Source organism: Coriobacteriia bacterium (genome assembly GCA_030652115.1).
In the GTDB taxonomy this organism is placed as follows: Bacteria; Actinomycetota; Coriobacteriia; order Anaerosomatales; family Anaerosomataceae; genus UBA6100.
The window spans coordinates 25,399-39,071 of record JAUSBK010000002.1 but is presented as its reverse complement, the minus strand read 5'-3'; the positions used below and the strand labels follow the sequence as shown (position 1 = coordinate 39,071).

Annotated in this window: 12 protein-coding genes; all 12 read right to left on the bottom strand. The window is 64.7% G+C overall.

Features of this window, described 5'->3' with window-relative positions; translation table 11 throughout:
• Positions 1-447 precede the first annotated feature (447 nt).
• The 12 genes from Q7W51_02720 to Q7W51_02665 all read right to left on the bottom strand — a co-directional run bounded on the left by Q7W51_02720 (position 448) and on the right by Q7W51_02665 (position 13,414).
• A complete protein-coding gene (locus Q7W51_02720; protein ID MDO8847288.1) occupies positions 448-1,089 on the bottom strand; it encodes a hypothetical protein in 642 nt (213 codons plus the stop codon).
• 1,024 nt (positions 1,090-2,113) lie between these two features.
• Positions 2,114-2,791 (bottom strand): DUF5063 domain-containing protein, encoded by a 678-nt coding sequence (locus Q7W51_02715; GenBank protein ID MDO8847287.1) that lies wholly within the window; start codon positions 2,789-2,791, stop codon positions 2,114-2,116.
• Positions 2,788-4,683 (bottom strand): hypothetical protein, encoded by a 1,896-nt coding sequence (locus Q7W51_02710; protein ID MDO8847286.1) that lies wholly within the window; start codon positions 4,681-4,683, stop codon positions 2,788-2,790. The genes Q7W51_02715 and Q7W51_02710 overlap by 4 nt, the downstream gene beginning before the upstream one ends.
• A complete protein-coding gene (locus Q7W51_02705; GenBank protein ID MDO8847285.1) occupies positions 4,680-5,138 on the bottom strand; it encodes a hypothetical protein in 459 nt (152 codons plus the stop codon). Before Q7W51_02705 ends, Q7W51_02710 begins: the two co-directional genes overlap by 4 nt.
• A 14-nt stretch (positions 5,139-5,152) precedes the next feature.
• Positions 5,153-5,305 (bottom strand): hypothetical protein, encoded by a 153-nt coding sequence (locus tag Q7W51_02700; protein MDO8847284.1) that lies wholly within the window; start codon positions 5,303-5,305, stop codon positions 5,153-5,155.
• Positions 5,306-5,383: 78 nt separating this feature from the next.
• Positions 5,384-5,857 carry a hypothetical protein gene (locus Q7W51_02695; protein MDO8847283.1) on the bottom strand — a complete coding sequence of 158 codons (474 nt, stop codon included), beginning with the start codon at positions 5,855-5,857 and terminating at the stop codon, positions 5,384-5,386.
• Positions 5,858-6,045: 188 nt separating this feature from the next.
• A complete protein-coding gene (locus tag Q7W51_02690; GenBank protein MDO8847282.1) occupies positions 6,046-7,563 on the bottom strand; it encodes a CHAP domain-containing protein in 1,518 nt (505 codons plus the stop codon).
• Positions 7,564-7,652: 89 nt separating this feature from the next.
• Positions 7,653-10,091, bottom strand: a complete 2,439-nt coding sequence (locus Q7W51_02685; protein MDO8847281.1) for a type IV secretion system DNA-binding domain-containing protein — start codon at positions 10,089-10,091, stop codon at positions 7,653-7,655.
• A 334-nt stretch (positions 10,092-10,425) separates the two neighbouring features.
• Positions 10,426-10,575 carry a hypothetical protein gene (locus Q7W51_02680; protein ID MDO8847280.1) on the bottom strand — a complete coding sequence of 50 codons (150 nt, stop codon included), beginning with the start codon at positions 10,573-10,575 and terminating at the stop codon, positions 10,426-10,428.
• Positions 10,576-10,815: 240 nt separating this feature from the next.
• A complete protein-coding gene (locus Q7W51_02675; protein MDO8847279.1) occupies positions 10,816-12,108 on the bottom strand; it encodes a ThiF family adenylyltransferase in 1,293 nt (430 codons plus the stop codon).
• Positions 12,102-12,686 carry a Mov34/MPN/PAD-1 family protein gene (locus Q7W51_02670; protein ID MDO8847278.1) on the bottom strand — a complete coding sequence of 195 codons (585 nt, stop codon included), beginning with the start codon at positions 12,684-12,686 and terminating at the stop codon, positions 12,102-12,104. The genes Q7W51_02675 and Q7W51_02670 overlap by 7 nt, the downstream gene beginning before the upstream one ends.
• The gene (locus tag Q7W51_02665; GenBank protein MDO8847277.1) at positions 12,686-13,414 is read right to left on the bottom strand and encodes a hypothetical protein; all 729 of its coding nucleotides are present in this window, start codon (positions 13,412-13,414) and stop codon (positions 12,686-12,688) included. The genes Q7W51_02670 and Q7W51_02665 overlap by 1 nt, the downstream gene beginning before the upstream one ends.
• Positions 13,415-13,673: the final 259 nt, after the last annotated feature.

Genomic DNA, 13,673 nt, shown 5'->3' with positions numbered 1-13,673 from the left:
AAGTCGATCTCGATGACCGATTCAGGATTCCGGGCGCCGAAATGGGATTGAAATGGCCTCTGAGCTGCGGCTTTGTCCTCTGTGCGTTTCTCAGGATGGCATGATTTGGTGCCGGATTCTATGCACGTAAATGGGAATTTACGGCCCTTGACCTGCGGTCTTGTGGTGCCCCCAAGGGAATTCGAATCCTGATTGTGCTTGTGACTATTGGGACTCGTTGGGACTCGTTGGTACAGCGGAACTGCGGCGAGTCCCAATAGGTACCAACGAGTACCAACAGTCACCACGTATTTGGGCGACAAATCGGGCGACAAATCGAGAGGCGCGATCTCGGCGTGAGTGCCTCTGTCAAACCCAGGGTGTTACAGTTGCCGCTGGCAGATCAGCCGAGGGTTGCTAGGAGTATCGCCGTCGTCTTGAATCACCGGCAGAGCCCGACTGGCTGAGCTACTCGACAACAAGCCCCGTCGACTCAAAGGCGTCTCCACCGTATTCGGGCATGGCCTCTTCTGCCAAGGCAAACGGGGTGAAGACAAGATCCGGGCTCGGTTCCCCTAAGAGCCTTCCCATCAGCTCCATCAACGGCGCCTTTGCCGCGGCAAGAGCCGTCTCCGCAAGTTCGCGGGAATCATCATCGAAAGAGCACGGCACATAACCGCCGTATTCGTACTTGTCGCATGGGGCAACGAGGATCCGAAAACGATCGTCAGACAACTCGTCTATGTGGAACCATGGGCAGTTTCCGAGGTTCAGGGCGAGTTCGATCTGCTTCCAGCGCCCTCGGATCGGCTGGATTCCGGGCAAGCTCCGAATGAGCTTCACTTCTACGATGTGATTGCCATCACCGTGGGGCTTGTTCCCGGGAATGACCTTCCGCACCCGCGGGCGTGACCACAGCAACTCAGGGCTATCCAGGCCCAAGAAGGCAGAGAAGAACTCGCCCACTGCCGGCCATAGCTCAGCTGTTAGCTCCAGGTATTCGTCGATGTCCACATCCTCCGGGTCTTGGACCGAAAGCGAATACTCGATTTCGACGTATCCCTCGGAAGGGTCCGCTTCGAGTCGGATGTAGTTAGGCCAAGAAGGCATCGGTGCTCCTTTGCGAATCGTGCGAGCCAAGTCCACCGTGTGAGACTCGGTGGCGGACGTGGTCCCGTCGAATCCTCCAGCCACGGACATTTGTAGCCCTATGGCGCCCGCTCCGGACTCCACATCTCTACGCGGTCAGAAGCACCGCGCCATAGTACTTCGGAGTGCAGCCCCGCATACTCTAGCAGCACGCGCGGGATGTATATGCGCCCCCGAGCATCAGGCTCGACCTCTGCAGCTGCTGCCTCGAAGAAGCGAGCGACCTTGCGCGTGTCCTTCTCGGGGGCCATGCCTAGCAGCTGCGCCAGATAGGAAGCGTACCCCTGCGTTGAGAAGAGAAGAAGGCAGCCCCCGAGGCCCCTGCAAAGCACCAGTGAGTCATCCGGAAGGTCCGCACGGAGCCATTTGGGCAGGGTCACGCGCGATTCGCAGACTGTCCCCCGGGACTCCCCCGTAAACATAGACGATCCCTCCCGTGCACCAAAGGTGGCTGTGGTCAGTAAAGCGGTTGTCACATGATCGCGCCATCAAGGTTAGTCTACCGATGGCGCCCCACCGGTAGTCGTGCCCAGATCGACCTCGACGGAGGGCGCCGCACCCTGAGTAGTCTCGGCATCCCGCGTACCAGCTCCGGGCAACAGGACAAGCCCTACACGATCAGCTGCGCAGAAGTGCAGCCACCTGAGCACGGGACGCGCGCGCACAAAGAGCATCGATCGTAGGTGCCGCATCCACATTGATGCTGTAGACGGTCGCGATCTCGTGCGCAAGGACTTCCAGAGCCGAGCACAAGTGGAGCACAAGAGCTCTGAGTGCCTGCTGGTCGTAGGCGCCGTTACGAATCTGCTCTCGCAGCTCTCCAACCGTCCGGACTGTTGTCAGGGGCTTCATCGAAATTGTCCGACAGCGAAAGCCTGAAACCCGACCCCAGGGGGGAGCGGTCTAACTTACTGGAACTCCTCGGCGTGATCGGCCCAACGGAAGATGGGTCCGTCGAGGTGCTGGTGGCGGCACGCGATGCGACTCAGTCCGCCGGCATCGCCTGGTCGATCTCCAGGGTGCCGGTGAAGCTGACCTCACTACAGGATGCTGCGTCCTGATCCGATACTGAGTCCCACGCCTCTGATGTCGATCCTACGAGCAGACTCATCCTGTCTCCAGCGTAGAAGTGCAGGCATCCGAGCACCGAGAGGCACCTCGGGCCCCAGTCACCCTCCTCGAAACCGTAGACCCAAGTGGAAGCAGCGTCGTCGAGTCGTCCTTGGTCCCACTCCTCGGCGCCCTTGAGAAGATCGCTGTAGATCCACGCTAGCTCGCCTGAAAGGGTGAGCTTCTCGACCGTGTCTTCATCCGGCCATGTGACCCCGTGGTAGGCGTCGTCATCGCCCATGCAGGCCTCGACGGTGTCCCCTATGTGGCGGATGTGCCTGGCACGATACTTGGCCTTCCTCGGATCGACCGCTGCGTCGGGCACAGACTCGCCGTCGTCTGCCTCGTCCGGCATGAAGGGCGAGTAGGGCGGCATCTGCGTACCGGATGCGTACAGACGCGCGAGGTGCGTGATGAGCTCCCACCTGAATGCGAAGCTGCTTCGAAGCTCGGCGGTGCCGAGCAGCTCGGCGAACTCCCCCACGTGCTGCCTGAATACGGCGAAGTCGAAGTCGTCGTTCCAGGGATAGTCGACTGGCTGGTACATTATCATTCGGCCTCTTCCATCGAGACCTGCCGAAGGACCTCGCGCGCCCGCAGCACCTTGGGGTGCTCCGAATGGCGCAGGCGCCGCTCCGCCCGGAGTGCCGCGGCAGCCGCAGCGCATAGGGAGCGATCCCGTGGCCCCACAGCCCATTCCGCCGCAGCCCACTCCGTCGTAGCCTCCGCCGCCACAGCCGAGCCGGGACCGAGCAGCGCATCGGCGTCGTCCGCGATGAACTGCAGTTCGTCTACAGCGCGAAACTCACCGAGTCTCACAGCCAGAGTCGCCTGACGGAGCCTATGCAGCAGCCTGTCGTATTCGATACCGCCCGGGGGTTGCGGCGACCGGTGGTCGTCATCCGTAAATGCCTCCGGCCAGGCGAGGAGGCTGCGAGCTTCCTCGGCTCGCCCCATGGCGAGTAGGTGCTCGGCCAATCTGGTGCGAACTGTTGCGACACCCATACTCTCAGCGCCGTGGTTCTCCATGTCCCGGTCGAGCTCCGCTTGCATCAATCCCTCAGCGGCGGCCAGGTCACCCGCGGCTGCGCAGATCTCGGCCCGCAGCCAACGGCCCCACTCCGCACTCGAGACGGAGGCGCACCTGTCACGCTGTCGGTACTCCAGAGTCTCTTCAAGCAGCGCGAGGGCTTGCCCATGGTCGCCGTGCCAGAGCAGCGAGCGGGCCAGCCTCCTGCCACTGTAAGCCGCCAGGAAGTCCTCACCGGCCGACCGATTCCCTTCGTACACTAGGCGCAGCAGACAGTCGGCCTCCGGTAGCTCACCGACCATCTCGCACCAGCCTGCGAGCGCGTTCGCGGCCTGCGTCGACTCCTCCCACGTCTGATACCCCGAGCAACCGACGAAGTCGTCAGCCCTCACGAACAGCCGCCGCCAAAGGCGCAAGATCGGTTTCCATCCGCGGGCGAGCTGGAACGGGCGGCATGCCCGCTCCAGCCAATCGCACATCTGGTGGGTGTCCATCTCCGTCCACGCGACCCCGAACTGCCGCTCGAGTTCGCACACGTCTGATTCCTCGAGATCATGCGGATGAGTCTTCTCCATCTGCGCGGCGTAGGCGTTCAGCTCGGCGAGAACGCCCAATCGCGCGGTCACCCCCTGGACTGCTGAGGAATCCGTTCGTGAGCGATACACTTCGTCCGCCTTGCGCAGCCACTCGGCGATGCGGTCATGCGGCACCCGATCACCAAGCGAAGCCAGCTGGCCGAGGAGCCGAAGCATGTATCGCCAGTCACCCTCTGTGAGGCCTTCGAAGACCTGCTGGTCGAGCACATCGAAGACCGCTTCGATAGCGGAGTCGGTCGCCTCGGTGCCGAGCAGCACCTCAAGCTCCATCTCCTTGATTAGACGCAGAGACTCGGCATGCCCATCGGTTATGGGTCGCCCGAGACCCAGTGCTTCCACGAAATGCCTGCTCGCCTCAACCCGACGGTTCTGCGACCAGAGTGCTTGGCCAAGCTCACGGTGAATGCGGAAGGTGATATCCGGGGAGATAGCAGGATCTCTGAGACCCTCGCCCACCTTCGCCAGGGTCGCGATGCACTCGTCCATGCGGCCCGTGCGCGCGAACGTGCGAGCCAGGAGGAGTCCGGCTTCCGCGTGCAACTCGGCGCCAGAACCGCTCGCTTCGAAAGCGCGCCTGCAGCACACCTCGGCTGATGCGTAGTCTGCCGAGCCGAGCGCGAGCAGCGCTCGCAGGACGTCGACTTCGAGTCCGAGACGGAGGGAAGGGCCGTCAGGGCCAGAGAGGGTCTCGATGCGGCGCAGGAGGCGCTGCGCCTCGTAGTGACGGCCCTCCTCATAGTACGAGCGGGCGCGGGCGAGCAGGGAGTCACCACGGACGATGGCTTCAGGCGGAGGCGCGAGAGGGTCGACTCGTCTCATGTCACTCCGTGTCCCTGATGGAGCCTGTACTCTGGCTCATTGTTCATCATCGGCACGATCACCTGCTCGATAGCCGCCTGCCTCGCCTCATCGTACGTAACCAGTGGGTGGATCACGCCGTCTTCAGATTCCCAAGCAGGGCTGATCGCCGTGATCAGTCGCTGGTCGACCACGAGGCTCAGCATGTGGATCGCAGTCACCGGTCCGCTGGCGTCGGGTACTGTGATGCCGTCGAAGACCGTGTCCGAACACGTCTGCGAATCGACCAGGTGCTCGAGCCGGAATTCTGGCGCGAGGCGCAGCATCCACGTGATCGTGAAGGTGCGCGCGTAGTGCGCGATCATCTGGGCGATGGACTCAGCCTCGGCGGCTCGCCCGGCCGCCAGCGCCTCCTCGAGCGCGGCTTGATAGCTCGAGGAGGACTCGATCCAGTCGTCACAAGGTCCCGCGAACATCAGACGTCCCTCCATCAGCCGTTGACGAGCTTGCGTGCGCGATTCCCGCGAGCGCCCGACTCGCTCAGTAGACGCTTGAGCAACTCCTTCTCCTGGGCGGTCAAAGCAGCGGCACCCCGCAACTCGGCCTTCAGCAGAACACGGTCGTACTCCTCGGCACTAGCCATCGTGACCTCCTTTCAGGATCCACCGTTCCCCACCCATTACAACCCTCCTCAAGGGAGGCGGCCCTACACCTCCCTGCCTCACAGGTGCCCGTCCATCGCAAGGTTGAGCGTCGAGTCCACCGCGGCGCCGACCATGTCTCCGAATGGATCTAGCGGGGTTGCCAGCGGCATTCCCACGACGACCGCCAGAAGCGCTACTGCTGCTGCTGCCGCACCGATGTCACGCACCTTCGGCGGCAAGGGCACCAGCAGCCAGAGAGCCCCACCATCGAGCGGAGGAATCGGCAGCATGTTCAAAGCGACGAGCGTGATGTTCACAGCCAGCACAGCAACGAGGGCCCTCCACGCCGCATAGGGGATGTCGTGCGGCAGGACAGCCAGCGCGATGGCTGCGACTGCGGCAAGCGCTGCGTTCGCGGCGGGACCGGCGAGCTTCACGAGTATCGTCGCGAGCGGCTCGCGGAGTCGCATGGACCCCGGGCGGTAGTGCACCGGCTTCGCCCACATGACAAGAAACGAGCCCGAGGTCAGGAACAGCAGCGCCGCCGGCACGACGAGGGAACCCCAGAACGAGAGGTGTCGGTGTGGCCACCAGGTGAGGCGCCCCTGCTCTAGGGGCGTCGAGTCACCGAGGAAGTCAAGAACTCGACAGTGTGCAATCTCGTGAACCGCCAGACTGCCCCAAAGAACGACGAGTAGGAGAAGGGCGCGGGCATCCACGATCTCGCGTACTGCATCAATCACTGCGCGAGCCAGAACGCCACCCCCTCGTAGCTGTAGATCGCACCGAGTTCGGCGATAACGCGGCCCTTCTCCTCTTCGGAGGCGGTGTAGAAGTGGCTCCCGCCGTAGATCTGGTAGAAGCGGTACACGGGGAGCTTCCCGGGGCCGGTGGCAGTCGAGACGGGGTACGTCAGTCCTTCATAGCGAAATACGCCAGGCCACTGCACGCGTACCGTCTCGGCCTCGGCCGACGACGCCGTGTAGAAGTGACTGCCCCGCACAACGTTGTAGAACCGTGTGAGCGGCTGCGTGTTCCGCGCCGGGTCGAGGGTGTAGGCGATGCCTTCGTAGCGATACACATCCGGCCACGTCGCGATAACCGTGTCCCGCTCAGCCTCCGACGGAGTGTAGAAGTGAGTGCCGGTGAAGTGGTTGTAGAAGCGATAGACCGTGATCATTCCGCCCGGCCGCGTGGTGTCGGGTGGTGCGGGCACGGCCTCCGGCGGGGTCGGCGCAGGGGCGGGCTGCGTGACAGGAGGCACGTACGTGAGCCGAATGGCGTCGAACCCGATCTTCGGCGAGGACGAGTTCGTGTAGGCCTCGCCGGTGGCGTCGTCGAGCTCGACCCAAGCGGCCCCTTCGGCCAGACTGTACGTGCCAAGGTCGACCCACACGTTGTAGTAGGCATGCTGGTCGACGACCTTGTGCGCAATCCCTGAAGACGTGCTGATGTGGTAGTCGGCCTTGCGGGTAGTGGCGTTGACGGAAGGGATGTAGGCCTCGACGCGATACGTGCCGGAACCAGCCAACTTGCTGAGATCGAACGTCCAACGAGCGTAGTTCGCGCGAACGTTGCCGTTGCAGTACGTGTAGATGCCCGTGCCAGCGTAACCGCTGCCGATCGGCCACCAGTAATCCGGGTTCCCGTACTTCGTGAACCCAGGGTGGGTCGGATAGACCGGATTCGCTGCGGGCGGAGCGGGCGGTTCGGGTGCGGCGCTCGGTTTGTGCAGCCACCCCTTGACCGGATACGAGGAGTTGAAGCCCGCAACGGTGTACTTCCCACCCGACACGGACATCGAGAGCGTCATCGCTGCGTCACGCGAGTCGTTGTACCAGTTCTGCTGGATGACACGGATGTACGTGGCGCCGACTTCCCGGACGATTGCTACATGGCCGTAGTCACCGCCATTCGAGCACAAGACGTCGCCTGGCCGAGGGGCTACTGAGCCCGCGTTGGTGTAGGCCTCGAGGCCGCGTGACGCCGCCGTCCCGAAGTACTGGTCTGCATTACCGGTCCCGCGCATGTTCTTGTGACCCAGCGCCAGCACGTAGTAGCGGTTCACATACTCGACGCACTGGTACTGATAGCCGTAGGTCGAGTACGAGCCGTTGACGCCGTGGTCGTAGCCGTTGGAGTATGCAACGACCCCCGAGTAACTGCCGAGATTCGTGCCGAAAGCGACGGCGGCGAGGGCGGGCGCGGGTGTAAGGCAGAACATCGCTGCGACCGAAAGCGTGACCAGTGCATGCAAGACGCTAAGAGCCAGATGGGACCGCCTCGGAGCAGTGCCGCACCGCCCGCATCCGGTTCCGGGGAGTCTCCCCGCTGCAGTCCGGCGTTTCACGATTCCGACCTCTCGTTCGACCCGGCCGTCCGCAGGAAGCGAAGTGCTTCTTCCTCTGCCAGGTCCCGCGGCGTTCCCCAACGCACGCGCGAGAGCTCCATGAGCTCCAGCCGACGCACTGCCGCCTCAGCGTCGAGCTCGGAGAGCGCGACCGTATGAACGTCGAAAGGCGTCATCACGCGCCCGGAAGCCGAGGTACGCAGCACGCATCGGAAGTTCTCGAGCCGGGTGAGATCGCGCGGGCTGTAGCCCTCCAGCTCCTCCGCGACAAGCTGGGCATCGTGCAAGCCCAACCTGAACGCACAAAGCGTTCCCACATTGCCGAATAGGGCTTCCCGCAGGGTGGTGGAAAGTTGCCCCGAGTGTTGGTTCATCAGCGTGAGGGCCAAGCCGTACTTGCGGGATTCGGACACGAGTTCGTCGAACTGACTGAGTGCGAACGACTGAAACTCGTCAACGTAGAGATAGAACCGCTTGCGCTGATCAGCCGACGTGTCCCCGCGCCCGAGCGCGGCGAGCTGAAGCTTGCTCAACAGGATCATGCCGAGTATCTGGGCGTTGATGCTGCCGATTCGGCCTTTGGCGAGCCTGACCAGCAGCACCTTCCGTGAGTCCATCACCGTCCGGAAGTCGAACGCCGAGCGGTGCTGCCCGAGAATCCGGCGCATCGCCCCATTGGAGAGGAACGCGCCCCACTTCGCCAGGAACCAGCCGAGGACCTCGGACTTGTGGTAGTCCGACGTCCTTGACTGCTCGTCCAGCCAGAACGACCGGACGACCGGGTCCTGCACGTGCTTGAGCTTGGCGGCTAGTAGCCTCTCGTTCGTGAACATAAACGGGATCTCCAGGAACGTGCCGCCGGCCGGATCCGCCATCACTGTGAGGGCAGCACTCCTCAGCATGTGCTCGAAGCGAGGCCCTATGATTCCATCGTGATGCGGGTCATACAGGCGGTAGAGCATTGAGATGACCTGCTGGATCACGAAGTCCTGCTCGAACTGGTTCTTCGCCTCGAACAAGTTCAGGCCCAGGGCGACCGTGTCATCACTGGGGTCGAACAACACGAGATCATCCCTACGTTCTTCCGGGAACCGCAGCAAGATCTCGTCGACCAGATCACCATGGGGATCGATGACGCAGACACCTTCTCCCGCGCGGATGTCGCGCAAAGCAAGGTTGGCGGCTAGCGTGGACTTGCCGGAGCCAGTCTGGCCCCAGATCAGCATGTGCCGGGAACGGTCCTCATCGCTGAGCGCCACCTCTCTCGGCGCCGGGGACGCGAAGTTCGACCCTATGAGCGCGCCCTGGTGCGGCACCATACCGGGAACCGCACGCGGCGCCGGCTCGGCGAGACTCGTCGGCCCTTCGGTGACCTCGTCGATAGGCGGCAGCCAAGCGCACGCAACAACTTCGGTGAGGGAGGCAAGGTATCGATCACTCACCATCCGATGCTCGATGCCCCGTTCGGCCAACACCCCCCAGGGCTCGAATCCAACGGAGGCCAGATTGCGCCGGAACGTGACCTGCTCGCCCAGCTCCGCTGCGGGGGCGTAAACAAGCGGCCCTGCCGACCAGCCGAGACTCGCTCGCGCAGCCGCGAGGAACGTCAGCGGCATCTGCCCTGCGGAAGCGACGGATATCCTGAGGGAACCCAAGCGAGAGAGATGCTGCATCCTGTGCGCGAGCGCTGCTGCGCTAGCTTCGAGCCGTGCAAGCGGTAAGTCCTCCGCAATGTGTGCGCTAGAGGTGTGCCCAGCCGCCTCTGAGGGGCGGCGCGCTTTAAGGACCATCTGCTCGAGAGTTGTCATGTCGCGATCGAGCTCTCGCCGCTCGAGCAGATCGAGCGCGAGCGGTGCTGCCACGAGGCTAACGCAGACGGGCACAGGGGAGTCGCTCATCTCCCGAGCCAACAGGGACCGCGCGGAGAGACCCGGCGTCAGCGGTGTCGGCACATCAAGCGCGTGTGCGTTCGCGTCAACTTCGAGCATGCTACGCAGCAGGTCGCCACCTTCGCCGCCGTTGCCCACCCAGGCGACCGGCGCCGCGGCACCCTCCACGGCCGCCAGTGCTCGCAGCCGGATCCCGGGCGAAACACGCTGTAGTAGCGCTCGAGCAGCCGCACCGATCCGGCGGGCTTCAGCCTCGCCCTCAGCACTCGTCAGACCACGGTGGCGGACAAACAGATATGTACGCAGCAAGCCCTTCGAGGCGACCCATCGGAACTCGAGCGCTCCGTCTTCCAGGAGCGTCCAGGCGAGCTCCCAGAAGCGTGCTCGCGTAAGTATGTCATCGTCCGAACGAACAAGCGCCGTGGTCTGCGTCAGTTCGTAGCCAACCACGGCGTGACCGAGCGAAGACGCCTCTGGGCCTGCATCCGCATCCGCATGCACGGTCGGGATCCACACCGCCGCCTGAGTATCGTCCGCCTGTCGCATATTCGCCTCCCTTCTCCGAGTTCGCTAAGCACGAGTCGGCGGTATCTAGCGCGCCGCCCAATCCTCCAGGGAGCGCTGAGTCACCCGAAGCCCGTACCAGTCGGGCCGCGCCGCCGCGCATCCTCGACTCGAGGTCGTCCAGCCGGGAGACCTCGACGACACACGGTCTAGTCTCTCCGGGGTCTCTTCCATCGTGCGTGCATCCTTCCTTGGGTACGAAGTCGAGGCCGGAGACTGCGCGACCACCGTCCGGTACGCGCCTCCCGCCGTCGGTGGAACGGGCCTCCCTCCACGCCCCACCGACGCTTGTGCGAAAGGCACGTGCGCGATGTGCCTACTTCTTGAAGGCGCTCTTCACGTAGTCCTTCATCGCTGCCTTGCGGCCTTCCTCGGCCGCATGCCGGCTCCGCTCCTCGAACTTGCGGCGCTCGATCGCTTCCTTGATGCGCTGGGCTGCTGCGTCCTGACTCGCCGTTCCGCCCATCTGAGGTGCCTCCTTCTGGCATGGGGCACCCGGCCCGATGCCGGGCGCCCCGCGGGTATGTGAAAGCTACTTGCTGAACCTGTGACCGCAGTCCTGTCACTCGTTTGCCGGGGTGCTTGAATCATCAACGGTGACGCCGATTCGCACGGTGTGGGTGCTACCGCAGTTCGGGCACTTCATGGGGCTCATCCTCCCTCCGTGTGGCTCGCATGCGCGTGGGACTGTCTAGCTACTGGGCCATCACGTGCCATCGGTCGCGCTCATCAAGCGATCGCGCATCGCAGGAGTAGCCTCGGCGGCCTTCACCTCCCTCCCGCACAGCGCGAGCGTGCCAGTCGGCACCACGTAGCCCTGCCAGTCGCCTGCGCTCGCCTTGAGCACGTGGCGCTCGGGCAGATGGTAGTCGGCGAGTGTCAACCCGTCGCCGTCGTCCAGGTACGGGTGGAGGATGACCGGGATGGTGTCCAGAGCGTTCTCGGACACCACGTATCCGCACGCGGTACAAGCGAGCTTGCCGGCGCGTGACGCAGCGATCCGCGGCGTTGCCACCGCGTGGCAGTTCGGGCAGATCCACTCGTGAAGCACGTCCCAGTGCACCTCGAGCGCCACATCCTCGGGCGCGCAGCCTGCGCTGCCTGCCACGAATGTGCGCACGTCCGAGATCATGGTTTGATCCGTCAGCGGATACTCGAGCGCGTTGGTCGCGTCCAGCCGCTCGTGGTGCTCGCAATCATCGCGACGCGTGAGTCGCACGCCCATCACCGGCCGCGTCACGTCGAAGCCGTCGAGCAGATACTGCATCCCGGCCGCCGGCTTGGGGAATGCCGAGCCTTCCTCGCGGGCGAAGATGCACTTGAGGACTTCGAGGCACGCGAGGCCTGCGGTCGCCGTTGCGGGCGCCACCAGCATCGGGATCTTCGCGCCGTGCTCGTCGAGATACAGGCCCTGACACGACTTGCGGACGTCCCGTGCCAGACGTTCGCGAGGGTTGCCCCAACACGCGAAGCACGCTGCATCGGCATCGTCCGGCCACGTCACTGTGACCTGGCCGTAGAGGCCCTCCGTGCCGCACTCGACCACGGGCACGCCCATCAGCGTCGCGTACCGGTGCGGCCAGTGGCGCGCGGTGTAGTTGTCGGCGGCGAGCACCACCACGTCGTACTCCGCATAGCACGCCGCGCCGAAGCCGGTCACGATGTCCACGCACAGTGGTTCGAGCCGAACGCTGGGGTTGATCCGTGCGAGTTCCTGGCAGCCGACCTCCACCTTGGGCACGCCACCAGTGCCGTCCCATCCCGCGGCAAGCGAAGGCTGCTTGCCGAGGTTGCGCTCCTCGATCACATCGAAGTCCGCGATGGCGAGTGTCCCGATCCCGAGCGTCACGAGCGTGCGGCAGATCGGATCCCCGAGCACGCCGTAGCCGATGACGAGCACCCGGGCGGCCGACAGCCGCTCCTGGTCCCAGCCGTTGATGAGTGCCTGGCTCGCGTACCTGCCGAGCTCCCCCCCCGTCGTGCTGTTGCCGGTTACCACGCCAGCACCTCCTCTCCCCACATCCGACATGCGGTCTGCTCGCGCAGGTGCCACCGCAGCTCGCTATCCGGACCGGACCACACATGCGCGGGGAGGCGGACATCTGGCCGAAGAGCGTCTTCCGTCCACCCGAAGAACGCGCGCTGCGGCCCGGGAGGCGCCACCACGTAGCTCACCTGCCAGGGCAGCGAGAACTGCGTCCGCGCGTTATCGACATCGGTGCCGCTCATGAACACGTCCATGTTCGGGTGTGAGTGCCACCACCCCACCACGAGCGGATCGCGCCGCAGCTCATCCAAACCGAGCCGGTGCCACGCCTCCCGGCAGCCGGCCCACGAGGGGCCGTACGCCTCGGCGGGCATCTCGACGTGGATCGCACTGCCGGTCTGCCCCGCGGCCAGATCGGCGTGCACGATCCACACCCCCCGCTCGCCGGCCACCGTCTCGAACGGAAGCCCGAAGAGCAGCCCGATCACCTCGGTGCCGGTGGCCTTTGTAGCGCGCCCTGCGAATCGGTCGATCGCTGCAGCAGCGCTACGCGAGATGACCACGCCGTCAAGGTGTGTGTGATCGGACATCACTGCCACCCCCGCGGGCGTGCTGTGTCATCGAGCTCTCCGCTCGTCTCCGTCGTGGCTGCCGAAGGGGCCGCATACGGGCTCGGCGTCGTCACCATAGACGCAGCGGGCGCCGTGGACCTGGTGACCGCTGCCGGCATCACTGGGTCTTCGGTCACCTCCTCGTCCAGTGTCGTGACAACGGCACCATCGGCCGCGGCGTTCGACCCGACCGTCGCGAATCCGCGCGCCTCGATGAGCTGGACGGCGAGCGGCACCGATACGAACGGCCCGAGCGCCGCGGCCACCAGCAACACCCAGAGCATCGCCGGAACCGAGACGCGAACGGCGTTCCGCCGGGCCTCACGGCGCGCCACACGCCGGGCGCCGCGCACGCGAACACGTTCGCCGGCGATCACGCCAATCGGAGCGGCAACGGTCGCCCGTGCGCCCTCAACGTTCGCGACGGGAGCGGCAGCCGGACGCTGCCTGACAGCCGGTCCGATCGGCTGAACGTAATCGGGCGCCGGCCGGCTGGGCCGTGCCTGTTCGTGCGTCGCCGCCAGCGGACGGGTGGGCGTCTCTGTCCACGTCGGCATGCCGAGTGACGCAAGCGGTACCAGCTCGAAGGTGGGCGGGGTAGCGATGCGCTGCGGCGCATCGAGCCTCCGCAGATCACCAATCGGAGTCACGAGCGGTGCCCCACCCACCGGAGGCACCCGATCCGTGTCGCCCGTGTACGTATTCATCGTCAACACTCCTTTCGATCTGATCGTGGGTTAAACACGTCCGCACCCACTGCTACGCACAGCTCGCGCAGCGGCCGCCCATGGCGGCGCGACACTCGGCGTGTTCCGCGTGACCGCGCTCGCACGCCACTCCTTCGTCAGGCCCCACCGGCTGCGCGCACCAGCCGCAGATGACGACCGCGGCGGACGGCTGTGCTTGCGCGGCCGTACCGGCGGGACGGACGGGAGAGATCGGTGTGACGAGTGGGGCCTGCGTAGT

Bases quoted from the DNA above. Each gene is read 5' to 3' on its own strand.
- Q7W51_02720 (MDO8847288.1), bottom strand. From the start codon at position 1,089: ATGCCTTCTTGGCCTAACTACATCCGACTCGAAGCGGACCCTTCCGAG.
- Q7W51_02715 (MDO8847287.1), bottom strand. From the start codon at position 2,791: ATGATAATGTACCAGCCAGTCGACTATCCCTGGAACGACGACTTCGAC.
- Q7W51_02710 (MDO8847286.1), bottom strand. From the start codon at position 4,683: ATGAGACGAGTCGACCCTCTCGCGCCTCCGCCTGAAGCCATCGTCCGT.
- Q7W51_02705 (MDO8847285.1), bottom strand. From the start codon at position 5,138: ATGTTCGCGGGACCTTGTGACGACTGGATCGAGTCCTCCTCGAGCTAT.
- Q7W51_02700 (MDO8847284.1), bottom strand. From the start codon at position 5,305: ATGGCTAGTGCCGAGGAGTACGACCGTGTTCTGCTGAAGGCCGAGTTG.
- Q7W51_02685 (MDO8847281.1), bottom strand. From the start codon at position 10,091: ATGCGACAGGCGGACGATACTCAGGCGGCGGTGTGGATCCCGACCGTG.
- Q7W51_02680 (MDO8847280.1), bottom strand. From the start codon at position 10,575: ATGGGCGGAACGGCGAGTCAGGACGCAGCAGCCCAGCGCATCAAGGAA.
- Q7W51_02670 (MDO8847278.1), bottom strand. From the start codon at position 12,686: ATGTCCGATCACACACACCTTGACGGCGTGGTCATCTCGCGTAGCGCT.
- Q7W51_02665 (MDO8847277.1), bottom strand. From the start codon at position 13,414: ATGAATACGTACACGGGCGACACGGATCGGGTGCCTCCGGTGGGTGGG.